This window comes from Streptomyces sp. B5E4, from assembly GCF_039871555.1.
Taxonomy (GTDB): domain Bacteria; phylum Actinomycetota; class Actinomycetes; order Streptomycetales; family Streptomycetaceae; genus Streptomyces.
Map to the genome: position 1 here is coordinate 26,509 of NZ_JBDPMI010000045.1, position 21,247 is coordinate 47,755.

General features: G+C 69.4%; 34 protein-coding genes. All 34 read right to left on the reverse strand.

Annotation, left to right across the window (positions count from 1 at the left end):
- Positions 1–28: 28 nt before the first annotated feature.
- The gene (locus ABGA99_RS34315; RefSeq protein ID WP_347584174.1) at positions 29–1,837 is read right to left on the reverse strand and encodes a glycoside hydrolase family 3 protein; all 1,809 of its coding nucleotides are present in this window, start codon (positions 1,835–1,837) and stop codon (positions 29–31) included.
- Between the two features lie 91 nt (positions 1,838–1,928).
- A complete protein-coding gene (truA, locus tag ABGA99_RS34320; protein ID WP_347584175.1) occupies positions 1,929–2,783 on the reverse strand; it encodes a tRNA pseudouridine(38-40) synthase TruA in 855 nt (284 codons plus the stop codon).
- 75 nt (positions 2,784–2,858) lie between these two features.
- Positions 2,859–3,416: a 50S ribosomal protein L17 gene (rplQ, locus tag ABGA99_RS34325; protein ID WP_347581508.1), complete on the reverse strand. Its 558-nt coding sequence runs from the start codon at positions 3,414–3,416 to the stop codon at positions 2,859–2,861.
- 77 nt (positions 3,417–3,493) lie between these two features.
- Positions 3,494–4,516 (reverse strand): DNA-directed RNA polymerase subunit alpha, encoded by a 1,023-nt coding sequence (locus ABGA99_RS34330; protein WP_347581507.1) that lies wholly within the window; start codon positions 4,514–4,516, stop codon positions 3,494–3,496.
- Between the two features lie 119 nt (positions 4,517–4,635).
- On the reverse strand, positions 4,636–5,262 hold the full coding sequence (gene rpsD, locus ABGA99_RS34335; protein ID WP_347581506.1) for a 30S ribosomal protein S4: 627 nt from the start codon (positions 5,260–5,262) through the stop codon (positions 4,636–4,638).
- Positions 5,263–5,289: 27 nt separating this feature from the next.
- Entirely contained in the window at positions 5,290–5,694 is a 405-nt protein-coding gene (gene rpsK, locus ABGA99_RS34340; protein WP_018834824.1) for a 30S ribosomal protein S11, read from the reverse strand.
- Between the two features lie 69 nt (positions 5,695–5,763).
- Complete coding sequence (gene rpsM / locus ABGA99_RS34345) at positions 5,764–6,144, reverse strand: 30S ribosomal protein S13 (RefSeq protein ID WP_027772208.1); 381 nt, start codon at positions 6,142–6,144, stop codon at positions 5,764–5,766.
- A gap of 196 nt (positions 6,145–6,340) precedes the next feature.
- Positions 6,341–6,454, reverse strand: coding sequence for a 50S ribosomal protein L36 (rpmJ, locus tag ABGA99_RS34350; protein WP_009740505.1), 114 nt, complete (start codon positions 6,452–6,454; stop codon positions 6,341–6,343).
- A 58-nt stretch (positions 6,455–6,512) separates the two neighbouring features.
- Positions 6,513–6,734, reverse strand: coding sequence for a translation initiation factor IF-1 (gene infA / locus ABGA99_RS34355; protein ID WP_003948620.1), 222 nt, complete (start codon positions 6,732–6,734; stop codon positions 6,513–6,515).
- A 179-nt stretch (positions 6,735–6,913) separates the two neighbouring features.
- Positions 6,914–7,750, reverse strand: a complete 837-nt coding sequence (map, locus tag ABGA99_RS34360) for a type I methionyl aminopeptidase (protein WP_347581505.1) — start codon at positions 7,748–7,750, stop codon at positions 6,914–6,916.
- A 254-nt stretch (positions 7,751–8,004) separates the two neighbouring features.
- On the reverse strand, positions 8,005–8,673 hold the full coding sequence (locus ABGA99_RS34365) for an adenylate kinase (protein ID WP_347581504.1): 669 nt from the start codon (positions 8,671–8,673) through the stop codon (positions 8,005–8,007).
- Positions 8,673–9,986 carry a preprotein translocase subunit SecY gene (gene secY / locus ABGA99_RS34370; protein WP_347581503.1) on the reverse strand — a complete coding sequence of 438 codons (1,314 nt, stop codon included), beginning with the start codon at positions 9,984–9,986 and terminating at the stop codon, positions 8,673–8,675. The genes ABGA99_RS34365 and secY overlap by 1 nt, the downstream gene beginning before the upstream one ends.
- A 196-nt stretch (positions 9,987–10,182) precedes the next feature.
- Entirely contained in the window at positions 10,183–10,653 is a 471-nt protein-coding gene (gene rplO, locus ABGA99_RS34375) for a 50S ribosomal protein L15 (protein ID WP_018834829.1), read from the reverse strand.
- Position 10,654: 1 nt separating this feature from the next.
- Positions 10,655–10,837: a 50S ribosomal protein L30 gene (gene rpmD, locus ABGA99_RS34380; RefSeq protein ID WP_347581502.1), complete on the reverse strand. Its 183-nt coding sequence runs from the start codon at positions 10,835–10,837 to the stop codon at positions 10,655–10,657.
- Positions 10,837–11,439: a 30S ribosomal protein S5 gene (gene rpsE / locus ABGA99_RS34385; RefSeq protein WP_125936648.1), complete on the reverse strand. Its 603-nt coding sequence runs from the start codon at positions 11,437–11,439 to the stop codon at positions 10,837–10,839. The genes rpmD and rpsE overlap by 1 nt, the downstream gene beginning before the upstream one ends.
- A gap of 13 nt (positions 11,440–11,452) precedes the next feature.
- Complete coding sequence (gene rplR, locus ABGA99_RS34390; protein WP_347581501.1) at positions 11,453–11,836, reverse strand: 50S ribosomal protein L18; 384 nt, start codon at positions 11,834–11,836, stop codon at positions 11,453–11,455.
- 3 nt (positions 11,837–11,839) lie between these two features.
- Positions 11,840–12,379 (reverse strand): 50S ribosomal protein L6, encoded by a 540-nt coding sequence (gene rplF / locus ABGA99_RS34395; RefSeq protein WP_347581500.1) that lies wholly within the window; start codon positions 12,377–12,379, stop codon positions 11,840–11,842.
- Positions 12,380–12,402: 23 nt separating this feature from the next.
- Positions 12,403–12,801 (reverse strand): 30S ribosomal protein S8, encoded by a 399-nt coding sequence (rpsH, locus tag ABGA99_RS34400; protein WP_018834834.1) that lies wholly within the window; start codon positions 12,799–12,801, stop codon positions 12,403–12,405.
- Between the two features lie 129 nt (positions 12,802–12,930).
- A complete protein-coding gene (locus ABGA99_RS34405; protein ID WP_018834835.1) occupies positions 12,931–13,116 on the reverse strand; it encodes a type Z 30S ribosomal protein S14 in 186 nt (61 codons plus the stop codon).
- Between the two features lie 3 nt (positions 13,117–13,119).
- Positions 13,120–13,680, reverse strand: a complete 561-nt coding sequence (gene rplE, locus ABGA99_RS34410; RefSeq protein WP_347581499.1) for a 50S ribosomal protein L5 — start codon at positions 13,678–13,680, stop codon at positions 13,120–13,122.
- Entirely contained in the window at positions 13,680–14,003 is a 324-nt protein-coding gene (gene rplX, locus ABGA99_RS34415; RefSeq protein WP_027754750.1) for a 50S ribosomal protein L24, read from the reverse strand. The genes rplE and rplX overlap by 1 nt, the downstream gene beginning before the upstream one ends.
- Positions 14,004–14,006: 3 nt before the next feature.
- On the reverse strand, positions 14,007–14,375 hold the full coding sequence (gene rplN, locus ABGA99_RS34420) for a 50S ribosomal protein L14 (protein WP_018834838.1): 369 nt from the start codon (positions 14,373–14,375) through the stop codon (positions 14,007–14,009).
- Between the two features lie 99 nt (positions 14,376–14,474).
- On the reverse strand, positions 14,475–14,762 hold the full coding sequence (rpsQ, locus tag ABGA99_RS34425; RefSeq protein WP_145898344.1) for a 30S ribosomal protein S17: 288 nt from the start codon (positions 14,760–14,762) through the stop codon (positions 14,475–14,477).
- The gene (rpmC, locus tag ABGA99_RS34430) at positions 14,762–14,986 is read right to left on the reverse strand and encodes a 50S ribosomal protein L29 (RefSeq protein ID WP_281622657.1); all 225 of its coding nucleotides are present in this window, start codon (positions 14,984–14,986) and stop codon (positions 14,762–14,764) included. The genes rpsQ and rpmC overlap by 1 nt, the downstream gene beginning before the upstream one ends.
- Positions 14,986–15,405 (reverse strand): 50S ribosomal protein L16, encoded by a 420-nt coding sequence (gene rplP, locus ABGA99_RS34435; RefSeq protein WP_027754754.1) that lies wholly within the window; start codon positions 15,403–15,405, stop codon positions 14,986–14,988. Before rplP ends, rpmC begins: the two co-directional genes overlap by 1 nt.
- Before the next feature lie 3 nt (positions 15,406–15,408).
- Positions 15,409–16,281 (reverse strand): 30S ribosomal protein S3, encoded by an 873-nt coding sequence (rpsC, locus tag ABGA99_RS34440; protein ID WP_347581498.1) that lies wholly within the window; start codon positions 16,279–16,281, stop codon positions 15,409–15,411.
- A complete protein-coding gene (gene rplV, locus ABGA99_RS34445) occupies positions 16,281–16,628 on the reverse strand; it encodes a 50S ribosomal protein L22 (RefSeq protein WP_018834843.1) in 348 nt (115 codons plus the stop codon). The genes rpsC and rplV overlap by 1 nt, the downstream gene beginning before the upstream one ends.
- A gap of 43 nt (positions 16,629–16,671) precedes the next feature.
- A complete protein-coding gene (gene rpsS, locus ABGA99_RS34450) occupies positions 16,672–16,953 on the reverse strand; it encodes a 30S ribosomal protein S19 (protein ID WP_018834844.1) in 282 nt (93 codons plus the stop codon).
- A 17-nt stretch (positions 16,954–16,970) separates the two neighbouring features.
- Positions 16,971–17,807, reverse strand: coding sequence for a 50S ribosomal protein L2 (gene rplB, locus ABGA99_RS34455; RefSeq protein ID WP_347581497.1), 837 nt, complete (start codon positions 17,805–17,807; stop codon positions 16,971–16,973).
- A 43-nt stretch (positions 17,808–17,850) separates the two neighbouring features.
- Positions 17,851–18,219 (reverse strand): 50S ribosomal protein L23, encoded by a 369-nt coding sequence (gene rplW, locus ABGA99_RS34460; protein ID WP_181785223.1) that lies wholly within the window; start codon positions 18,217–18,219, stop codon positions 17,851–17,853.
- Complete coding sequence (gene rplD, locus ABGA99_RS34465) at positions 18,219–18,902, reverse strand: 50S ribosomal protein L4 (RefSeq protein WP_347581496.1); 684 nt, start codon at positions 18,900–18,902, stop codon at positions 18,219–18,221. Before rplD ends, rplW begins: the two co-directional genes overlap by 1 nt.
- A gap of 4 nt (positions 18,903–18,906) precedes the next feature.
- A complete protein-coding gene (rplC, locus tag ABGA99_RS34470; RefSeq protein ID WP_018834848.1) occupies positions 18,907–19,551 on the reverse strand; it encodes a 50S ribosomal protein L3 in 645 nt (214 codons plus the stop codon).
- Between the two features lie 14 nt (positions 19,552–19,565).
- Entirely contained in the window at positions 19,566–19,874 is a 309-nt protein-coding gene (rpsJ, locus tag ABGA99_RS34475; RefSeq protein ID WP_014054162.1) for a 30S ribosomal protein S10, read from the reverse strand.
- 410 nt (positions 19,875–20,284) lie between these two features.
- Positions 20,285–21,109 carry a hypothetical protein gene (locus ABGA99_RS34480; RefSeq protein ID WP_347581495.1) on the reverse strand — a complete coding sequence of 275 codons (825 nt, stop codon included), beginning with the start codon at positions 21,107–21,109 and terminating at the stop codon, positions 20,285–20,287.
- Positions 21,110–21,247: the final 138 nt, after the last annotated feature.

The window sequence follows — 21,247 nt, forward strand, 5'->3', positions numbered from 1 at the left end:
ACACCTCGGGACCCGCGACCCTCGCCCCTCAGTAGGGCCGGCGCCCGTACCCGTACCGGAACAGGGGCTCCGCCCCCGCCTCCCGTGACGTCGCCGCGTCCGCCGCCCGGCGCGGCCAGGTGACCGGCAGCCGCCCGCTGAACCCGGCCCCGAACAGCGCGTCCGTGATCCCCCGCGCCTCCGTCCCCGGCAGCCACGCCGCCACGAAGGCGTCCGTACGGGCCAGGGCCTCCCCCAGCACCAGCGGCCGCCCGGAGTACAGGACGCCCACGCACGTCTTCGCGCGCCCGCACACGTCCGCGAGGTCCGCCTCGTTCCGCCCCCCGAGCGCCAGGGTCGCGGAGTCGCCGAACCACTCCGCGTACGGATCCTCGCCGCCGACCCAGATCCCGACGTCGCCGCGCCCCTCGGTCGCCACCTCGATGCCCGTGCCCGCCGTCGCCCGCCGCAGCGCCTCCAGGAAGGTCGTCCCCCGCGTCGTCCGGCCCGTACCGCCCTGCCAGCCGACCGACCAGCCGCCGAGCTGCCGCCCCAGGTCGTCGGCGCCGTTGCCGCCGACGACGATGCGGTACGGGCCGCGCCGCGGCAGCGGCAGCGCGCCGCCCTCGTTGCGGAGCAGCACCTGGGAGGCCCGTACGGCCTGCCGCGCGACGGCACGGTGCCGGGGCGAGCCGACGCCGGCGGTGCGGGCGGGGTCGGTGAAGGGGCGGTCGAAGAGCCCGAGGCGGTCCTTGGCCGCGAGGATGCGCCGCACGGCGTCGTCCACCCGCGGGAGGGGGATGTCCCCGCTCCGGACACCGGCGACGATCGCACGGTGCACGCCGCGGTAGTCCCTGGAGACCATGACCATGTCGATGCCGGCGTCGACGGCGCGCGCGACCTGGGCCGCGAGGTCCTTGCCGGGGAGCTGCTGCACGGCGTCGTAGTCGCTGACGACGAAGCCGCCGAAGCCGAGTTCGCCCTTGAGGACCCCGGTGAGCAGCCGCCGGTCGCCGTGGGTCTTCGTGCCGTGGACGCTGCTGTAGCCGGCCATGACGGAGCCGACGCCTGCGGCGACGGCGTCGCGGTACGGGGCGAGGTGCACGCGGCGCAGCTCCGCCTCGGAGACCCGCACGTCGCCCTGGTCCAGCAGCCGGCCCCGGCCGGTGGCGGTGCCGTAGGCGGTGCCGCCGTCGCCGACGTAGTGCTTGGCGGTGGCGAGCACGGAGCGGGGGCCGAGGGCGGCCCCCTGGAGGCCGCGCACGGAGGCGGCGCCCAACTCCCCCACGACGGCGGGATCCTCGGCGTACCCCTCGTACGTACGCCCCCACCGCACGTCCCGCGGTACGCACACACACGGCGTGAACGCCCACCGCACCCCGGCGCCGAGCGTCTCGTCCCGCGCGACGCGCTCGGTGCGCCGGACGAGAGCGGGATCGCGGGTGGCGCCCATGCCGATGTGGTGCGGGAAGATCACGGACCCGGTGACGCCGCTCATGCCGTGCACGGCGTCGGCGCCGTAGAGCAGCGGAATGCGGAGCCTGCTGCGCAGGGCGGCCCGCTGGTACCCCTCGACCATCCGGGCCCACGCGGCGGCGTCGTTGCCCCCACCGCGGGGACCGCCGTCGTCGCCGGCGCTGAGCATGGCGCCGATGCCGAGGCGGGCGAGGTCGCGGGGGTCGGCGAGGAAGGCGTTCTGCACCTGGATCATCTGCCCGGCCTTCTCGGCGAGGGTCATCTGACGGAGGCAGCCGACACCGCGGCAGCGGTCGCCGGGGCGGGCACCGGGGGTGTGGGAGGAGGGGGCGGCGCAGGCGGCGAGGAGAAGGAGGGAACAGAGGGCGGAGAGGAGGCGCATGCCCCCACCCAACCGATGCCGGGGGCACCGGGGGCCGAGGCACACGGGCCCGGGACCGCACGGTCACCCGGCAGGGGGCGGGGACGGGCCCCTAGCCGGCCCCCAAGGTCCGCAGGCGGCGGGAGGCCGTGTTGCGGGCTGCCAGGTCCTCGTCCGCCGGGTAGCCCACCTCCTCCAGGGTCAGCCCGTGCGGCCGTACGACCTGCACCGCCGAGTCCCGTACCGCCGCCCCCAGCACCCGGCCCACCCACGCCGGCTCCCGGTGCCCGTCGCCGACGAAAAGCATCGCGCCGACCAGCGCCCGCACCATGTTGTGGCAGAAGGCGTCCGCCTTGACCGTCGCCTCCAGCACCCCGTCCGCCCGCCGCTCCCAGTGCAGGTCCAGCAGCCGCCGGATCGTCGTCGCCCCCTCCCGGCGCTTGCAGAACGCCGCGAAGTCGTGCTCCCCGAGGAGCAGCTCCGCCGCCGCGTTCATCGCGGCGGCGTCGAGCGGCCGGTTGTGCCACAGCACGTGCCCGCGCAGCAGCGGGTCGACGCCCCCGGGGTCGTCCCCGACGCGGTAGACGTAGCGGCGCCAGATCGCCGAGAACCGGGCGTTGAAGTGGGGCGGCGCGGCCGTCACCCGCCAGACCCGGACGTCGTGCGGCAGCCACCCCGCCAGCCGCCGCAGCAGCCGTTCCCCGCCCTCCCCCTGCTCCGCCCACACCTCCGCGGGCAGGTCGACGTGCGCCACCTGCCCCCGCGCGTGCACCCCCGCGTCCGTGCGCCCCGCCACCGTCAGCTCGTACGGCGCGGACGCCCGCAGGACGACGCGCAGGGCCGTCTCCAGCTCCTCCTGCACCGTCCGCTGGCCTTCGCGCTGCCGCGCCCAGCCGGAGAAGCCGCTCCCGTCGTACGACAGGTCCAGCCGCACCCGTACCCAGCCGGCCGCCACCTCGTCACTCACTGCCCAGTTCCTCTCAGCGCGACGGGCCCGCTCCCCCGGAGGGAAACGGGCCCGTCGTCATGCACGAAACGCGCGTCAGGCGTCCTTGGCGTCCTTGGCCTCAGCGGACTCGGCGGCCTCGGCCCCGGCCGCCGGCTCGGCGTCCTCGGCCGCGTCCGCCGCCTCGGCGGTGTCCGCGTCCTTCTTCAGACCCGCAGCCGCCTCGTCGCCCGCCACGTCCTTCGCGGAGCGCTTCGTCGCCGCCTCGGCCTCGCCGACCGCCTCCTGCTGCACGGTCAGCGCCTCGACCAGCTCGATCACCGCCATCTTGGCGTTGTCGCCGCGACGGTTGCCGATCTTGGTGATCCGGGTGTAGCCACCCGGGCGGTTCTCGTACCGCGGACCGATCTCGGTGAACAGCGTGTGCACCACGCTCTTGTCCGAGATGAGCTGCATGACCTGCCGGCGGTTGTGAAGGTCGCCCTTCTTCGCCTTGGTCACCAGCCGCTCGGCGTACGGACGCAGCCTGCGGGCCTTGGCCTCGGTCGTGGTGATGCGACCGTGCTCGAAGAGAGCGGTGGCCAGGTTCCGCAGCATGGCGCGCTCGTGCGCCGCGCCGCCGCCCAGTCGGGCGCCCTTGGTGGGCTTCGGCATGGTGTTTCTCCTTTACCGCACCGGCCGTGTCAGGTACCGGTGATCGGGGTCCGGGGGGCGTCGCGCCCCCCGGGACATCAGTACTGCTCGGTCTCGACGAAGCCCGCGTCGGCATCGTCGTCGGCGCCGAAGGTGTCGGCGGCCGAGGTGGGGTCGAATCCGGGCGGGCTGTCCTTCAGGGCCAGGCCCATGCCGGCCAGCTTCGCCTTGACCTCGTCGATCGACTTGGCGCCGAAGTTGCGGATGTCGAGGAGGTCCGCCTCGGAGCGGGCCACCAGCTCGCCCACCGAGTGGATGCCCTCGCGCTTGAGGCAGTTGTACGAGCGGACCGTGAGCTCCAGCTCCTCGATCGGCAGCGCCAGGTCCGCGGCCAGGGCGGCGTCCGTGGGGGACGGGCCCATGTCGATGCCTTCGGCGTCGATGTTCAGCTCGCGGGCCAGGCCGAAGAGCTCGACCAGGGTCTTGCCGGCCGAGGCCACCGCGTCGCGGGGGCGCATGCACGGCTTGGACTCGATGTCGACGATCAGCTTGTCGAAGTCCGTGCGCTGCTCGACACGGGTCGCCTCGACCTTGTAGCTGACCTTGAGCACCGGCGAGTAGATGGAGTCGACCGGGATCCGGCCGATCTCCTGGCCGACCTGCTTGTTCTGCACGGCGGAGACGTAGCCGCGGCCGCGCTCGACGGTCAGCTCCATCTCCAGCTTGCCCTTGCCGTTGAGCGTGGCCAGGACCAGGTCCGGGTTGTGCACCTCGACGCCGGCCGGGGGGGCGATGTCGGCGGCGGTCACCACACCCGGGCCCTGCTTGCGCAGGTACATCACGACGGGCTCGTCGTGCTCGGAGGAGATGACGAGCTGCTTGATGTTGAGGATGACGTCGGTGACGTCCTCCTTGACGCCCGGCACGGTGGTGAACTCGTGCAGAACGCCGTCGATCCGGATGTTGGTGACTGCCGCACCCGGGATCGAGGAGAGGAGCGTACGGCGGAGGGAGTTGCCGAGGGTGTAGCCGAAGCCGGGCTCCAGCGGCTCGATGACGAACCGGGAGCGGTACTCCTCGACGACCTCTTCGGTGAGAGAGGGACGCTGAGCGATCAGCATATGTGTGTTCCTTCAGTCGTGGACGCCCGCTATTTGACGCCCGCTGTACTGACCAGGGTACGGGCGGCACGGCGCAAACGCGCCATACCGCCCGTACCCACGAGCTTCCGCCCGAAGACCTACTTCGAGTAGAGCTCGACGATGAGCTGCTCCTGCACCTGGGTGTCGATCACCTGGCGCTCGGGCAGGCTGTGCACGAGGATCCGCAGATTCGTCGGGATCGCCTCCAGCCAGGCCGGGACGGTCCTGTCGCCGGCCTCCGCCTGCGCCACCGCGAAGGGGGTCAGGTTCCTGGAGGACTCGCGGACCTCGATGATGTCGTTCGGCACGACGCGGGCCGACGGGATGTCGGTCTTGCGGCCGTTGACCGTGATGTGGCCGTGCCGGACGAGCTGGCGGGCGTGGTCGCGGGACTTGGCGAAGCCGGCCCGGTAGACCACGTTGTCCAGCCGCGTCTCGAGGATGCGCAGCAGGTTCTCACCGGTCTTGCCGGACTGCCGGTTGGCCTCGTTGTAGTAACCGCGGAACTGCTTCTCCAGCACCCCGTAGATGCGCGCGCACTTCTGCTTCTCGCGCTTCTGCAGCAGGTACTCGCTGTCCTTGGTGCGCCCGCGCCCGTGCTCACCCGGGGGGTAAGGACGGATCTCGATCGGGCACTTAGCGCTCTCGCACTTGGCTCCCTTGAGGAAGAGCTTCTGCTTCTCCCGACGGCAACGCTTGCAGTCGGCCCCGGTGTAACGCGCCATGTCGTGTCGTCTCCTACTTCGCTTTTCTCAGACCCGGCGGCGCTTCGGCGGGCGGCAGCCGTTGTGCGGGGTGGGCGTGACGTCCTGGATGGACCCGACCTCCAGGCCGGTGGCCTGGAGGGAGCGGATCGCGGTCTCACGGCCGGAGCCGGGACCCTTCACGAAGACGTCGACCTTGCGCATGCCGTGCTCCTGGGCACGGCGGGCGGCGGACTCGGCGGCCATCTGGGCGGCGAAGGGCGTCGACTTGCGCGAGCCCTTGAAGCCGACATGGCCGGCGGAGGCCCACGAGATCACGTTCCCGGACGGGTCCGTGATCGAGATGATCGTGTTGTTGAACGTGCTCTTGATGTGAGCGTGGCCATGGGCCACGTTCTTCTTTTCCTTGCGGCGGACCTTCTTGGCCCCGGCCGCTCGGCTCTTCGGAGGCATTCGGTGTTATCTCCCGTGGAGGTGGTCGGTCCTGCAGCGATGCGGGCGCATGGAGCGGACCGCTGCGGACTACTTCTTGCCCGGCTTCTTCTTGCCGGCGATGGCGCGACGCGGACCCTTGCGGGTGCGGGCGTTGGTGGAGGTGCGCTGGCCGTGGACGGGCAGTCCGCGGCGGTGCCGCAGGCCCTGGTAGCAGCCGATCTCGACCTTGCGCCGGATGTCCGCCTGGATCTCCCGGCGGAGGTCACCCTCGGTCCTGAGGTTGTTGTCCACGAACTCGCGGATCTTGACGAGCTCTTCCTCGGTCAGATCGCGGACGCGGGTGTCGGGGTTCACCCCGGTCGCGGCCAGCGTCTGCTGGGAGAGCGTCCGGCCGATGCCGAACACGTAGGTGAGGGCGACCTCCACGCGCTTCTCGCGCGGGATGTCGACACCTGCAACGCGTGCCATTGAAGGCTCCTGTGTCTTGTCGGAGGTCTTCCGCAGCACCGTTCCCGTAGTTCGCTACGAGCCGGGTCCCCGGCCTCCGAGCCGGGGGTTTCGTCCCACACACGTTCGTGGGGGTCGGGTGGCTGCTTCTTTACTTGTTCGCATGTTGCGTCGCGCGAGGAACTGCGAGCGGTGCGAGGCGATGGGTCGGCGTACGTCAGCCCTGGCGCTGCTTGTGGCGCAGGTTTTCGCAGATGACCATGACCCGGCCGTGGCGGCGGATCACCTTGCACTTGTCGCAGATCTTCTTGACGCTCGGCTTGACCTTCATGTGTCTGGAGGTTCTCCGGGTCGGTGCCCCGCCCCACGGGAGCGGGACGAAGCAAGATCTACTTGTAGCGGTAGACGATCCGTCCGCGCGTCAGGTCGTACGGAGACAGCTCCACCACGACCCTGTCGTCGGGAAGGATACGGATGTAGTGCATCCGCATCTTGCCGCTGATGTGCGCGAGGACCTGGTGCCCGTTCTGGAGCTCCACCTTGAACATCGCGTTCGGCAGAGACTCGACGACGGTGCCCTCGATCTCGATGGCCCCTTGTTTTTTGGCCATGCTTGAGCGCTTCACCTTCCGGATTCGGCTACCTGGATGGTCCTGGGCACACGGGTGCACGGGGACCGACGAGTCAGTCTACGCGACCGCGCCAGAAAGGCGAAATCGGGAGTGTGCCCGTTCCGCAAGATCATTAAGCCCATGGGCACACCGGGCGCCGGCACGCGCGGGCCGCGGCCTCAGTCCAGCGGGTCCGGGGCCGCCGTGATCCCGTACGCCGCGAGCTTCTCGCGACCGCCGTCCGGGGCCGTGAGCACCAGCGGACCGGCCTCGGTGAGGGCCACGGAGTGCTCCCAGTGGCTCGACCAGCTGCCGTCGTCCGTCTTGACCGTCCACTCGTCGGCCAGCACGTGCGTGCGCGGGGTGCCGAGGCTGACCATCGGCTCGATCGCGATGCAGAAGCCCGGGACCAGCTTGGGGCCGCGCCCGCGACGCTTGTCGACGTAGTTCAGCAGGTGCGGGTCCATGTGCATCTGCGAGCCGATGCCGTGGCCGCCGTAGTCCTCGACGATGCCGTACTTGCCGGCGGCCGGGCGCGGCTGGCGGCGGATGTAGCCCTCGATGGCCGCGGAGATGTCCACCAGCCGGTTGCCCTTGCGGACGGCCGCGATGCCGGCCCACATGGACTCCTCGGTCACCCGGCTCAGCTCGTGCAGCTCCGCCTTGTGACCGGAGCCGACGAAGGCCGTGATGGCGGCGTCCGCGTGCCAGCCCTCCACGATGGCGCCGGCGTCGATGGAGATCACGTCGCCCTCGCGCAGCACGGTCTCGCGGTCCGGGATGCCGTGGACGACGACGTCGTTGACCGACGTGCAGATGTTGCCGGGGAAGCCCCCGTACCCCAGGAAGTTCGGCTTGGCACCGTGGTCGGCGAGGACCTTGGCGGCGATCTCGTCGAGGTCCTTCGTGGTGGCCCCGGGCACGGCGGCGGCGGCGCACGCCTGGTGCATGGCCGCGACGACGAGGCCGGCGGCCCGCATCTTCGCGATCTGTTCCGGGGTCTTGATCTCCACCATGACGGCTGCTGCCTCCTGGGCCGGCGAGGGACGTCTCCCCCGTCCACGATACGTGCCCGCCGCGGGCCGCCGGGCGGGGGCCGGTGGGCAAGGCGTAGAAGGGTCGTACAGGGGTCGTACGGGCCCGTGGCGCAAGGATCGTACGCCCCCGGAGGCACGGGCCGTGCAGGGGGCCGTACGGGCCGTGGAACCGCGTCAGCCGGCCCCCGCGGGCGGGCGGGGACCGGCTGGGTGTTCGCGGCCTGCGCGGCGGTTCAGGACCGGTCTGCGGGAACCTCGCCGGGCAGCGCCTCCATCGCCCGCCGGGTGACCTCGGCCACGGAGCCGAGCGCCGAGATCGTCGTCACCAGGCCCTGGGCCTTGAAGTAGTCGATGATCGGCTCGGTCTCCTCGTGGTAGACCTCCAGCCGGCGGCGGACCGTGTCCTCGTTGTCGTCGTCGCGCTGGTACAGCTCGCCGCCGCAGATGTCGCACACGCCCTCGCGCTCCGGCGGGGAGTACGTGACATGGAAGACGTGGCTGCTGTCGTTCCGGCAGATCCGCCGGCCGGCGATCCGCTTGACGACCTCGTCCTCCGGCACCTCCAGGTCGAGCACGGCGTCCAGCTCAAGCCCGGCCTCCTTCAGCAGCCCGTCGAGCGCCACCGCCTGCGCCACGTTCCGCGGGAAGCCGTCCAGCAGGAAGCCGCCGGCAGCGTCGGGCTGCTCCATGCGGTCCCAGGCCATCCCCACGGTTACCTCGTCCGGCACCAGGTTGCCCGCCTCCATGTACGCCTTCGCCTGGCGGCCCAGCTCCGTGCCCTTGCTGATGTTGGCACGGAAGAGGTCACCGGTGGAGACGTGCGGAATGGACAGGTTCTTGGCGAGCAGGGCGGCCTGCGTGCCCTTGCCCGCACCGGGAGGCCCGACGAGGACGATTCGCATCAGCGGAGGAACCCTTCGTAGTGATGCTGCTGCAGCTTGCTCTCGATCTGCTTCACCGTCTCAAGCCCGACACCCACGATGATGAGGATGCTCGTGCCGCCGAAGGGGAAGTTCTGGTTCGCGTTGAACAGCACCAACGCCACTGTCGGTACCAGCGCGATCAGACCCAGATAGAGCGAGCCCGGCCAGGTGATCCTGTTGAGCACGTAGCTCAAGTACTCCGCGGTGGGACGGCCGGCCCGGATGCCCGGGATGAAGCCACCGTACTTCTTCATGTTGTCCGCGACTTCCTCGGGGTTGAACGTGATGGCCACGTAGAAGAACGCGAAGAACACGATCATGAGGAAGTACGTGATGATGTACACCGGATGATCACCGGTGACGAAGTTCTCCTCGACCCACTGTGCCGCGCCGGAGTTGGAGCCGGTGAACTGCACCACCAGGGCGGGGATGTACAGCAGCGAGGACGCGAAGATCACCGGGATGACGCCCGCCTGGTTGACCTTCAGCGGGATGTACGTCGAGGTACCGCCGTAGGAACGGCGCCCGATCATGCGCTTCGCGTACTGCACGGGAATGCGGCGCTGCGCCTGCTCGACGAAGACCACCAGGCCGACCATCGCCAGGCCGAGCGCGATGACGACGATGAACTCGCCCCAGCCGTCGATGATCTTGCCGGACTGCTTGATGTTCCACAGGGCGCCGGGGAAGCCGGCGGCGATCGAGATGAACATCAGCATCGACATGCCGTTGCCGATGCCGCGGTCGGTGATCAGCTCGCCGAGCCACATGACCATCGCCGTACCGGCGGTCATGCAGATCACCATCGTGATCACGATGAAGATCGAGTCGTCGGGGATGATCTGGTCGTTGACCTGACACTGCGGGAAAAGCGAGCCGCTACGCGCCGTGGCGACCAGACCGGTGCCCTGCAGGATTGCGAGGGCGACGGTCAGATAGCGCGTGTACTGTGTGATCTTCGCAGTGCCGGACTGGCCCTCCTTCTTGAGGGCCTCCAGCCGTGGGATCACCACCGTCAGCAGCTGCAGGATGATGCTCGCCGTGATGTACGGCATGATCCCCAGCGCAAAGATGGTGATCTGCAGGAGGGCCCCACCGCTGAACATGTTGACCAGGCCGAACAGGCCCTGGTTGGCGTTGGCCTCGTCCATGCATTGCTGCACGGCCTGGTAGTCGGTTCCGGGGACGGGAACCTGCGCACCGAGCCGGTAGATCACGATGATGCCCAGCACGAACAGCAGCTTCTTGCGCAGGTCGGGTGTCTTGAACGCCCGGGCGAACGCGGTGAGCACGGTGCCTCCTGCGGCCCCCATGCTTCATCACGAGGGCTGACGGGTCATTTGTTCAGCGGATGGTCGGTAGACGTACCACGCAGGCGTACGCCCACATGGGTAGGGACAGTGCACGCCACCTTACCGGGGGGTGCGGCTGCCGTGGAACGACCAACCGGGGATGCCCATGCGGGACATCCCCGGTTGCTCGTCACACTCAGACGCGCTCGGTGACCGAGCCACCGGCGGCGGTGATCTTCTCGCGGGCGGAGCCGGAGACCTTGTCGACGGCCACCTGCAGCGCCACGGAGACGTCCCCGTTGCCCAGCACCTTCACGAGCTCGTTCTTGCGCACCGCGCCCTTGGCGACCAGGTCGGCCACCGTGACCTCGCCGCCCTCGGGGTACAGCTCGGCCAGCTTGTCCAGGTTCACCACCTGGTACACCTTGCGGGCGGGGTTCTTGAAGCCCTTGAGCTTCGGCAGCCGCATGTGCAGCGGCATCTGCCCGCCCTCGAAGCGCTCCGGCACCTGGTAGCGGGCCTTGGTGCCCTTGGTACCGCGGCCCGCGGTCTTGCCCTTGGACGCCTCGCCTCGACCCACACGGGTCTTCGGCTTCTTGGCGCCCGGAGCCGGCCGCAGGTTGTGGATCTTCAGCGGCTTCTGCTCCGCCGCGTCCTGGACGGCCATGTCAGTCGACCTCCTCGACCGTCACCAGGTGGCGGACGGTGTGCACCATGCCGCGCACCTGGGGACTGTCCTCGCGGACCACGCTGTCGTGGAGCCGGCGCAGGCCGAGCGTACGCAGCGTGTCCCGGTGGTTCTGCTTGCTCCCGATGTAGGACTTGCGCTGGGTGATCTTCAGCTGTGCCATCAGCCGTTCACCCCAGCGCGGGCGCGCAGCATAGCGGCGGGCGCCACGTCCTCCAGCGGCAGGCCACGGCGGGCGGCGATCTCCTCGGGGCGCTGCAGGCCCTTCAGTGCGGCCGTCGTGGCGTGCACGATGTTGATCGGGTTCGACGAGCCGAGCGACTTGCTCAGCACGTCGTGGATGCCCGCGCACTCCAGCACGGCACGCACCGGGCCACCGGCGATCACACCGGTACCGGGCGACGCCGGCTTCAGCAGCACGACACCCGCGGCCTCCTCACCCTGGATCGGGTGCGGGATGGTGCCCTGGATCCGGGGGACCTTGAAGAAGTGCTTCTTGGCCTCCTCGACACCCTTGGCGATGGCGGCCGGCACCTCCTTGGCCTTCCCGTACCCGACACCCACGGTGCCGTCGCCGTCACCCACCACGACCAGCGCGGTGAAGCTGAAGCGACGACCACCCTTCACAACCTTGGCGACTCGGTTGATCGCGACAACGCGCTCAACATACGCGGTCTTGTCGGCAGCAGCGCCGCCGTCCCGGCCCTTCCGGTCCCGCCGCTCGCCGCCGCCGGCGCCGCCACCGCGGCGCTGGGGTCCAGCCATTGGACTTCCTCTCTCAGAACTTCAGCCCGGCATCGCGGGCGGCGTCGGCCAGGGCGGCAATGCGCCCGGCGTACTTGTTGCCACCGCGGTCGAACACCACGGCCTCGACTCCGGCGGCCTTCGCCCGCTCGGCGACCAGCGCGCCGACCTGCTTGGCCTGCGCCGTCTTGTCGCCCTCGGCTCCGCGGACGGACGTGTCCATCGAGGAGGCCGAGGCCACCGTGTGGCCGGCGATGTCGTCGACGACCTGCGCGACCATGTGGCGGTTCGAGCGGGTCACGACCAGGCGCGGGCGGTCCGGCGTACCGGAGATCTTCTTCCGCACGCGGATGTGCCGGCGCTTGACGGCGGCCGCCTTGCGGGCACTGCCCTTGGCGATCTTCACACCGTATGCCATGGCTTACTTACCCGCCTTTCCGACCTTGCGCTGGATGTACTCGCCCTCGTACTTGACGCCCTTGGCCTTGTACGGGTCGGGCTTGCGGAGCTTGCGGATCTTCGCGGCGACCTCGCCGACCTTCTGCTTGTCGATGCCCTCGACGCTGAAGTGCGTCGGGTTCTCGACCTTGAAGGTGATGCCCTCGGGGGCCTCGATGAGGATCGGGTGGCTGTAGCCCAGCGAGAACTCCAGGTGGGAGCCCTTCGCCTGGACGCGGTAGCCGACCCCGCTGATCTCCAGCTTCTTCACGTAGCCCTGGGTCACACCGGTGACCATGTTCGCCACCAGCGTGCGCGACAGGCCGTGCAGCGCCCGGCTCTTGCGCTCGTCGTTCGGGCGGCTGACGACGATCGTGCCGTCGTCGCCACGGGCGACGTCGATGGGCGCGACGACGGTGTGCGCGAGGGAGCCCTTGGGGCCCTTCACGTTGACCGTACGGCCATCGATGGTGACGTCCACGCCGGCGGGAACCTGGATGGGCAGCTTGCCAATACGCGACATGGCTTTACCTCCGTTCCCTTCCGTTACCAGACGTAGGCGAGGACTTCCCCGCCCACGCCCTTCTTGCCTGCCTGCTTGTCGGTGAGCAGCCCGTGGGAGGTGGAGATGATCGCCACCCCCAGGCCGCCGAGCACCTTCGGCAGGTTGGTGGACTTTGCGTAGACCCGCAGACCCGGCTTCGAGATCCGCTTGATGCCCGCGATCGAGCGCTCGCGGTTCGGGCCGTACTTCAGCTCCAGAACGAGGCTCTGGCCCACACGGGCCTCCTCGGTCTTCCAGCCGCTGATGTAGCCCTCCTGCTGGAGGATCTCCGCGATGTGCGTCTTGATCTTGCTGTGCGGCATCGTCACGGTGTCGTGGTACGCCGAGTTCGCGTTCCGCAGACGGGTCAGCATGTCTGCGATCGGATCGGTCATGGTCATGTGATGGCCTTCGGCCTCTCTCGCCGCGGTTTCCTGTCTGCACCGTCCCTCTCCCTCGGTACGAGGACGGGTGTGGTGCGGGGACCTACGGCGTAGTAGTCGGTCAAAGCGTCCCGGTGATCCGGCGGATCACCAGGAGCTCTTGGTCACGCCCGGCAGCTCGCCCCGGTGCGCCATCTCACGCAGGCACACGCGGCACAGGCCGAACTTGCGGTACACGGAGTGCGGACGGCCGCAGCGCTGGCAGCGCGTGTAACCGCGCACCTTGAACTTCGGCTTACGGCCGGCCTTCGCGATCAGGGCCTTCTTTGCCACGGCTCATGCCTCCTTGAACGGGAAGCCGAGGAGACGAAGCAGGGCGCGGCCCTCGTCGTCGTTGCTCGCCGTGGTGACCACGGTGATGTCCATGCCCCGGACCCGGTCGATCTTGTCAGGGTCGATCTCGTGGAACATGACCTGTTCCGTGAGACCGAAGGTGTAGTTGCCCCGGCCGTCGAACTGCTTCGGCGACAGGCCGCGGAAGTCGCGGATGCGCGGCAGCGCGAGCGACAGCAGCCGGTCGAGGAACTCCCACATCCGGTCGCCGCGGAGCGTGACGTGGGCGCCGATCGGCATGCCCTCGCGCAGCTTGAACTGCGCGATGGACTTCCGGGCCTTCGTCACGGACGGCTTCTGGCCGGTGATCGTGGCGAGGTCCTTGATGGCGCCCTCGATCAGCTTGGAGTCGCGGGCGGCATCGCCCACACCCATGTTGACCACGATCTTGGTCAGGCCGGGGATCTGCATGACGTTCTCGTACGAGAACTCGTCCTTCAGCTTGGCCTGGAGCTCGTCCCGGTAGCGCTGCTTGAGGCGCGGGACGGTGGTGGTGGCAGTCATCAGATGTCCTCACCCGTCCGCTTGGCAACGCGGATCTTGTTGCCCTCGTCGTCGAAGCGGTAGCCGACCCGGGTCACGACCTTCTGGCCGTCCTTCTCCACCACCAACTGAACGTTGCTGACGTGAATCGGGGCCTCGGTCGTGATGATCCCGCCGGTCTTGGACCCGCGGGCCGTCTGGCCGGCCTTGGTGTGCTTCTTGACCCGGTTGACACCCTCGACCAGGACACGGTCCTCGCGCGGGAAGGCCGCGATGACCTTGCCCTGCTTGCCCCTGTCCTTGCCGGTGATGACCTGAACCAGGTCGCCCTTCTTGATCTTCATGTGCTACAGCACCTCCGGCGCGAGCGAGATGATCTTCATGAACCTCTTCTCGCGCAGCTCACGGCCGACCGGGCCGAAGATACGGGTGCCACGGGGGTCGCCGTCGGCCTTGAGGATGACGGCGGCGTTCTCGTCGAAGCGGATGTACGAGCCGTCCGGCCGGCGGCGCTCCTTGACGGTGCGCACGACGACCGCCTTGACGACGTCGCCCTTCTTGACGTTGCCACCCGGGATCGCATCCTTGACGGTGGCGACGACCACGTCACCGATACCTGCGTAGCGGCGGCCCGATCCGCCGAGCACACGGATGCAAAGAATCTCCTTTGCACCCGTGTTGTCGGCGACCTTGAGTCGCGACTCCTGCTGGATCACGTCTATCTCCTGATCGTCTGCCGGTTCCCGGCGGGACCCGCCTACGCGGGGACCCGCCGAGCCTGGCGGAACCGTCCTGGGGGCTCCCCCCAGGAATACTTACTTGGCCTTCTCGAGGATCTCGACGACGCGCCAGCGCTTGGTCGCCGACAGCGGCCGGGTCTCCATGAGGAGGACTCGGTCGCCGACGCCGCAGCTGTTCTGCTCGTCGTGTGCCTTGAGCTTGTTCGTACGGCGGATGACCTTGCCGTACAGCGCGTGCTTGACGCGGTCCTCGACGGCGACGACGACGGTCTTGTCCATCTTGTCGCTGACGACGAGGCCCTCGCGGGTCTTGCGGAAGCCGCGCTCGGTCTTGGTCTCTTCTGTCACATTCGTCTCGCTCATCAGGCGCTCTCCACCGTGTCGATGCCGAGCTCGCGCTCCCGCATGAGGGTGTAGATCCGGGCGATGTCCTTGCGGACGGCCTTCAGCCGACCGTGGTTCTCAAGCTGTCCGGTCGCCGCCTGGAAGCGGAGGTTGAACAGCTCTTCCTTGGCCTCGCGCAGCTTCTCCACGAGGTCATCGTTGGACAGCCCACGCAGCTCGGTCGCCTTGGTGCCGGCGGCCATCACGACTCACCACCCTCGCGCCGGACGATCCGGCACTTCATCGGAAGCTTGTGAGCCGCGCGGGTCAGCGCCTCACGAGCGGTCTTCTCGTTCGGGTACGACAGCTCGAACATCACGCGCCCGGGCTTGACGTTCGCGACCCACCACTCCGGCGAGCCCTTACCGGAGCCCATGCGGGTCTCGGCGGGCTTCTTGGTCAGCGGGCGGTCCGGGTAGATGTTGATCCACACCTTGCCGCCACGCTTGATGTGCCGCGTCATGGCGATACGCGCGGCCTCGATCTGCCGGTTGGTGACGTACGCGGCCGTGGCGGCCTGGATGCCGTAGTCACCGAACGCCAGCTCGGTGCCGCCCTTGGCGAGACCGCGGCGCTTCGGGTGGTGCTGCTTGCGGTGCTTGACCCTACGAGGGATGAGCATGGGTCAGCCCTCCGTTCCGGTGCTGTCGGCTGCCGGGCCCGCGGCGCTACCTGCGGCGCTCGCGGCCTCGGCCCGGGGGGCCTCGGCAGCCGGAGCCTGCTGCTGCTCGCGCTGCGGACGACGGCCACGGCCACCGCGCTCACCGCCGCGACGCGGACGGTCGCCACCGCCACCGCCGCCGCCACCGCCACCGCCACGGGACGGGCGGTTGCCGGCACGGGCCGCGGCGTTCTCGGCGCGGACCTCGGCGATGTTCTTCACGTCGCCCTTGTAGATCCAGACCTTCACACCGATGCGGCCGAAGGTCGTACGGGCCTCGAAGAAGCCGTAGTCGACGTTGGCGCGCAGGGTGTGCAGGGGGACCCGGCCCTCGCGGTAGAACTCCGAGCGGGACATCTCGGCGCCGCCGAGCCGCCCGCCGCACTGGATCTTGATGCCCTTCGCGCCCGCCTTCATCGAGGACTGCATGCTCTTGCGCATGGCCCGGCGGAAGGAGACACGCGAGGAGAGCTGCTCGGCGACGGCCTGGGCCACGAGCTGCGCGTCGGTCTCGGGGTTCTTGACCTCAAGGATGTTGAGCTGCACCTGCTTGCCGGTGAGCTTCTCCAGCTCGCCGCGGATGCGATCGGCCTCCGCGCCGCGGCGGCCGATGACGATGCCCGGCCGGGCGGTGTGGATGTCGACGCGGACGCGGTCACGGGTGCGCTCGATCTCCACCTTGGAGATGCCGGCGCGCTCCATGCCCTTCGTCATCATCCGGCGGATGGCGACGTCTTCCTTGATGTAGTCCTTGTACAGCTTGTCGGCATACCAGCGCGACTTGAAGTCGGTGGTGATGCCAAGCCGGAACCCGTGCGGGTTTACCTTCTGGCCCATTACCGGGTCCCTTCCTTGCTGCCGACGACCAGCGTGATGTGGCTGGTGCGCTTGCGGATCCGGTACGCCCGGCCCTGCGCGCGGGGCCGGAACCGCTTCCAGGTCGGGCCCTCGTCGACGTACGCCTCCTTGACGAAGAGGCTGTCGACGTCGGTGTGGTCGTAGTTGTGCGCCGCGTTGGCGATGGCGCTGTCCAGCACCTTGCCGACGGGCAAGCTCGCGGCCTGCGGGGCGAAACGCAGGACCGCCTGAGCCTCCGTGGCATTCATGCCACGGATGAGGTCCACCACACGGCGGGCCTTCATGGGCGTGACGCGCACATAGCGCGCGGAGGCCCTGGCTTCCATGGTTGTCCCTTCGGTGTGAGTCATGGTCTTCGCACTCCGCAGGTCAGCGACGACGCGACTTGCGGTCGTCCTTGACGTGGCCCTTGAAGGTGCGGGTAGGCGCGAACTCGCCGAGCTTGTGCCCGACCATCGACTCGGTGACGAACACCGGGACGTGCTTCTTGCCGTCATGCACCGCGATCGTGTGACCCAGCATGGCCGGGATGATCATCGAGCGGCGGGACCAGGTCTTGATGACGTTCTTGGTGCCTGCTTCGTTCTGCGTGTCCACCTTCTTGATGAGGTGGTCGTCGACGAAGGGCCCCTTCTTCAGACTGCGCGGCATCTCTACTCCACCCGCTCCTAGCGCTTCTTGTTCGTCTTGCGGCGGCGGACGATGTACTTGCTGCTCGCCTTCTTCGGCGAGCGCGTACGGCCTTCCTTCTGGCCCCAGGGCGAGACCGGGTGGCGACCACCGGAGGTCCTGCCCTCGCCACCGCCGTGCGGGTGGTCGATCGGGTTCATCACGACACCGCGGACGGTCGGGCGCACGCCCTTCCAGCGCATGCGGCCGGCCTTGCCCCAGTTGATGTTCGACTGTTCGGCGTTGCCGACCTCGCCGACCGTGGCGCGGCAGCGGATGTCGACCAGCCGGATCTCGCCGGACGGCATCCGCAGGTGGGCCATGCGGCCCTCCTTCGCCAGCAGCTGCACGTGCGCACCGGCGGAGCGGGCGAACTTCGCACCGCCGCCGGGCTGCAGCTCGATGGCGTGGATGACGGTACCGACCGGGATGTTGCGCAGCGGCATCGCGTTGCCCGGCTTGATGTCCGCGCCGGCGCCGTTCTCGATCCGGTCGCCCTGCTTCAGGCCGGCCGGCGCGAGGATGTAGCGCTTCTCGCCGTCGGCGTAGTGCAGCAGCGCGATGCGCGCGGTGCGGTTCGGGTCGTACTCGATGTGCGCGACCCGGGCGGGGACGCCGTCCTTGTCGTGCCGACGGAAGTCGATCACGCGGAAGGCGCGCTTGTGGCCACCGCCCTGGTGGCGGACGGTCACACGACCGGAATTGTTTCGGCCGCCCTTGCTGTGCAGCGGGCGGACCAGCGACTTCTCCGGCGTGGACCGCGTTACCTCGACGAAGTCGGCGACGCTGGCGCCACGACGGCCAGGAGTCGTCGGCTTGTACTTGCGGATACCCATTTCTTCAGTCCTCGTCCGTGACGGACAGCCCTGTCGGTCCCCGTCAGGAGACCGGGCCGCCGAAGATGTCGATGCGCTCGCCCTCGGCGACGGTCACGATGGCGCGCTTGGTGTCGGCGCGCTTGCCGTAGCCGGTGCGGGTGCGCTTGCGCTTGCCCTGGCGGTTGATCGTGTTGACCCCGATGACCTTGACCTGGAAGACCTTCTCCACGGCCTGCCGGATCTGGGTCTTGTTCGCCCGCGGGTCGACGATGAACGTGTACTTGTTCTCGTCGAGCAGCGCGTAGCTCTTCTCCGAGACGACGGGCTTGAGCAGCACGTCGCGCGGGTCGTCGTAGGTCTTGCTGGTGACGGTGAACCCGGTCGCCGTCTCGTCCGCGGCCTCGGTCTCGGTCTTGTCCATGTCGACCATCAGGCGTCGCTCCCTTCAGCCTTCTGGAGCTCGACCTCGTCGGCCACGGCCTTGCCGCCCTTGACGGGGCCGGTCACGAACCGCTCGAAGGCGGCCTGCGTGAAGACCACGTCGTCGGAGACGAGCACGTCGTACGTGTTGAGCTGACCGGCGTCCAGGATGTGCACGTCGGGCAGGTTCCGGGCGGACAGCAGCGACAGGTCGTCGTCCCGCTCGATGATCAGCAGCACGTTCTTGCGCTCGCTGACCTTGCCGAGGAGGGTCTTGGCGGCCTTCGTCGAGACCTCGCCGTCGACCACGCCGGTGACGACGTGGATCCGGCCGAGGCGCGCCCGGTCCGAGAGGGCGCCGCGCAGCGCGGCGGCCTTCATCTTCTTCGGGGTCCGCTGCGAGTAGTCGCGCGGCACGGGGCCGTGCACGACGCCGCCGCCCGCGAACTGCGGGGCGCGGATCGAGCCCTGCCGGGCACGGCCGGTGCCCTTCTGGCGGTACGGCTTCTTGCCGCCGCCGCGGACCTCGCCGCGGGTCTTCACTTTGTGCGTGCCCTGGCGGGCAGCGGCCAGCTGGGCGGTGACGACCTGGTGGATCAGCGGAATGCTGACCTGCGCGTCGAAGATCTCCGCGGGGAGTTCGACGGTCCCGGCCTTCTCGCCCGCCGGCGAAAGGATGTCAACGGTGCTCATTACCTCAGGCCCCCTTGGCCGCGCTACGGACCAGGACGAGGCCGCCGTTCGGACCGGGGACGGCGCCCTTGATGAGCAGCAGTCCCTTCTCCGCGTCAACGGCGTGGACGGTCAGGTTCTGGGTGGTGACCCGCTGGTTGCCCATCCGGCCGGCCATCCGCATGCCCTTGAACACGCGGCCCGGGGTGGCGCAGCCACCGATGGAGCCCGGCTTGCGGTGCACGCGGTGGGCGCCGTGGCTGGCCTTGCCGCCGGCGAAGCCGTGGCGCTTCATGACACCGGCGAAGCCCTTGCCCTTGCTCTTGCCGGTCACGTCGACCTTCACGCCGGCCTCGAAGGTCTCGGCGGTCACCTCCTGGCCGAGGGTGTACTCGGAGGCATCCGCGGTGCGGATCTCCACCAGGTGGCGGCGGGGAGTGACGTCGGCCTTGGCGAAGTGGCCCTTGAGGGGCTTGTTCACCTTGCGCGGGTCGATCTCGCCGAAGGCGATCTGGACGGCGTCGTAGCCGTCGGAGTCTGCGGTGTGGACCTGGGTGACGACACAGGGGCCGGCCTTGACCACGGTCACGGGGACGACACGGTTGTTCTCGTCCCAGACCTGGGTCATGCCGAGCTTCTCGCCCAGGACACCCTTGATCTGCTTAGCCATCTCTTCGCGACCTCTCAGAGCTTGATCTCGATGTCGACGCCGGCCGGGAGGTCCAGGCGCATCAGCGAGTCAACGGTCTTGGGGGTCGGGTCGAGGATGTCGATCAGACGCTTGTGGGTACGCATCTCGAAGTGCTCGCGCGCGTCCTTGTACTTGTGCGGCGACTTGATGACGCAGTACACGTTCTTCTCAGTGGGCAGCGGCACCGGGCCCGCGACCGACGCACCAGTGCGGGTCACCGTCTCGACGATCTTCTTCGCCGAGGAGTCGATGACCTCGTGGTCGTAGGCCTTGAGCCGGATGCGGATCTTCTGTCCCGCCATGGCTTCTCAGCAGTCCTGTTCTCGTAGCGCTCCGGCGCCCGGTGGTCTCGTCGCGTACCCGTTCCCCGACCCACGCGGTCGGGCGTGTCGCAACCCTCCCCGCATTTCTCCCGCGAAAGCATTTCTCCTACGGACACCCACGGAGGTCCGTGGTCCGCAGGAGTTTTCCTTGCAGGAAGAGGGGGGAAGATCCCACCGAGTGCCCTGGCCTGCACCCCGCTGACGCTTCCCGGAAGATTCCCGTACTTCCGCCCCTGATGAGGGGCGACGAATACGTGGGACTCGCTTCCGGTCCTCCCGGCGGGAGGCGCGCAGCATCGACGCTCAGCCGAGCAACCCGGATAGTGTGCCATACGGCGCTCGGCTCGCGCCAATCGGCCCAAATACCACACGGCCTCAGCGGCGCGCCCCTACCCCCGTACGGGCGCGTGGTAGCACTCGACTTCCCAGTGTGCGTGCTCCGGGGAGTGCCCGCGGGGCAGGATGCGTACGCCCGAGGCGAAGGTCACGTTGCGGTCGGCGGACAGGACGAAGAGCAGCGAGAGGCGCCGGTGGGTGAACTCGGTCGCCTCCTGGTAGTCCCAGTCCGAGACGACGCCGCGGGAGTCGCCGTGCAGGAAGGGGCGCTGGAGGAAGTCCTGGACGGCGGGGGGAAAGTTCCCGAGGACGGCTGTGGTGTCGGCGTCGAGGCCGAGGTCGATGGTGGGGACGGGGCGGGCGCCGCCGGTCGCGCGGGCGGCGGGGGGCGTACCGGTGGCGTCGAAGGACTGGCCGCCGGTGTCGGAGGACTGGCGGCCGGTGAAGGACTGCCGGCGCATGGCGCGGGGGTCCAGCCGAAGCGGGGCGACGACGTGGGTCTCCCTGCCGTGGAGGCTGACGGGGTTCGCCTTGCACAGCCCGTTGGGCCCGAGGACGACGGCGCGGGGGCGGCCGGTGCGGTCGAGGCGGGCCCACCACTCCAGGATGGTGCCGGCCCTGGCCTGGAGCCGGGCCCGTACGTCGGAACCGAGCATGTCCCAGCACTCCTCGCGGGTGGGGACGTCTTCGAGGGGGAGCTCGCCGGGCGGGTGAATCCGGGCGGCGGCTTCCTCGCCGCGGCGGCGGGCGGGGAGGGGACGTCCGCCGGGGGCGGGTAACTCCCGGGGGGCCTGCCGGGGCAGCTCCCGGGGCGCCTCGCGGGGCCGGATACGGGGCCGGTCGCGCTCGGGGTTTCCCGGGATCTCTGGACGCGCCATGTGTGTTCCCCCTCGGCTGGATATCCACGTTCAGTATCCATCGGGGGCCTGTAGGTAGTCACTGGGCGGGGAGGGGAGCCCAGGGCGACGGCTTCCGCGCGGAGGCGGGTGGGGGGTGGGGCGGCGGTGGGGGGGGAG

Bases quoted from the DNA above. Each gene is read 5' to 3' on its own strand.
- rpsD (WP_347581506.1), bottom strand. From the start codon at position 5,262: ATGGCGCGTTACACCGGGGCCGACTGCAAGCGTTGCCGTCGGGAGAAG.
- rplP (WP_027754754.1), bottom strand. From the start codon at position 15,405: ATGCTCATCCCTCGTAGGGTCAAGCACCGCAAGCAGCACCACCCGAAG.
- rplX (WP_027754750.1), bottom strand. From the start codon at position 14,003: ATGAAGATCAAGAAGGGCGACCTGGTTCAGGTCATCACCGGCAAGGAC.
- rplB (WP_347581497.1), bottom strand. From the start codon at position 17,807: ATGGGTATCCGCAAGTACAAGCCGACGACTCCTGGCCGTCGTGGCGCC.
- rplV (WP_018834843.1), bottom strand. From the start codon at position 16,628: ATGGAAGCCAGGGCCTCCGCGCGCTATGTGCGCGTCACGCCCATGAAG.
- ABGA99_RS34480 (WP_347581495.1), bottom strand. From the start codon at position 21,109: ATGGCGCGTCCAGAGATCCCGGGAAACCCCGAGCGCGACCGGCCCCGT.
- rpsQ (WP_145898344.1), bottom strand. From the start codon at position 14,762: ATGAGCGAGACGAATGTGACAGAAGAGACCAAGACCGAGCGCGGCTTC.
- rpsM (WP_027772208.1), bottom strand. From the start codon at position 6,144: ATGGCACGCGTTGCAGGTGTCGACATCCCGCGCGAGAAGCGCGTGGAG.
- rpmC (WP_281622657.1), bottom strand. From the start codon at position 14,986: ATGGCCGCCGGCACCAAGGCGACCGAGCTGCGTGGGCTGTCCAACGAT.
- rpsS (WP_018834844.1), bottom strand. From the start codon at position 16,953: ATGCCGCGCAGTCTGAAGAAGGGGCCCTTCGTCGACGACCACCTCATC.
- rplC (WP_018834848.1), bottom strand. From the start codon at position 19,551: ATGGCTAAGCAGATCAAGGGTGTCCTGGGCGAGAAGCTCGGCATGACC.
- rplW (WP_181785223.1), bottom strand. From the start codon at position 18,219: ATGGTCGACATGGACAAGACCGAGACCGAGGCCGCGGACGAGACGGCG.
- infA (WP_003948620.1), bottom strand. From the start codon at position 6,734: ATGGCCAAAAAACAAGGGGCCATCGAGATCGAGGGCACCGTCGTCGAG.
- rpsK (WP_018834824.1), bottom strand. From the start codon at position 5,694: ATGCCTCCGAAGAGCCGAGCGGCCGGGGCCAAGAAGGTCCGCCGCAAG.
- map (WP_347581505.1), bottom strand. From the start codon at position 7,750: ATGGTGGAGATCAAGACCCCGGAACAGATCGCGAAGATGCGGGCCGCC.
- rpmJ (WP_009740505.1), bottom strand. From the start codon at position 6,454: ATGAAGGTCAAGCCGAGCGTCAAGAAGATCTGCGACAAGTGCAAGGTG.
- rpsC (WP_347581498.1), bottom strand. From the start codon at position 16,281: ATGGGCCAGAAGGTAAACCCGCACGGGTTCCGGCTTGGCATCACCACC.
- ABGA99_RS34315 (WP_347584174.1), bottom strand. From the start codon at position 1,837: ATGCGCCTCCTCTCCGCCCTCTGTTCCCTCCTTCTCCTCGCCGCCTGC.
- rplO (WP_018834829.1), bottom strand. From the start codon at position 10,653: ATGGCCGTCCAGGACGCGGCGGAGCAGAAGCCGCTGAAGATCCACAAC.
- rplD (WP_347581496.1), bottom strand. From the start codon at position 18,902: ATGAGCACCGTTGACATCCTTTCGCCGGCGGGCGAGAAGGCCGGGACC.
- rpmD (WP_347581502.1), bottom strand. From the start codon at position 10,837: ATGGCACAGCTGAAGATCACCCAGCGCAAGTCCTACATCGGGAGCAAG.
- rpsJ (WP_014054162.1), bottom strand. From the start codon at position 19,874: ATGGCGGGACAGAAGATCCGCATCCGGCTCAAGGCCTACGACCACGAG.
- rplQ (WP_347581508.1), bottom strand. From the start codon at position 3,416: ATGCCGAAGCCCACCAAGGGCGCCCGACTGGGCGGCGGCGCGGCGCAC.
- ABGA99_RS34365 (WP_347581504.1), bottom strand. From the start codon at position 8,673: ATGCGAATCGTCCTCGTCGGGCCTCCCGGTGCGGGCAAGGGCACGCAG.
- ABGA99_RS34330 (WP_347581507.1), bottom strand. From the start codon at position 4,516: ATGCTGATCGCTCAGCGTCCCTCTCTCACCGAAGAGGTCGTCGAGGAG.
- rpsE (WP_125936648.1), bottom strand. From the start codon at position 11,439: ATGGCTGGACCCCAGCGCCGCGGTGGCGGCGCCGGCGGCGGCGAGCGG.
- rplR (WP_347581501.1), bottom strand. From the start codon at position 11,836: ATGGCATACGGTGTGAAGATCGCCAAGGGCAGTGCCCGCAAGGCGGCC.
- rplE (WP_347581499.1), bottom strand. From the start codon at position 13,680: ATGACTGCCACCACCACCGTCCCGCGCCTCAAGCAGCGCTACCGGGAC.
- rplF (WP_347581500.1), bottom strand. From the start codon at position 12,379: ATGTCGCGTATTGGCAAGCTGCCCATCCAGGTTCCCGCCGGCGTGGAC.
- rpsH (WP_018834834.1), bottom strand. From the start codon at position 12,801: ATGACCATGACCGATCCGATCGCAGACATGCTGACCCGTCTGCGGAAC.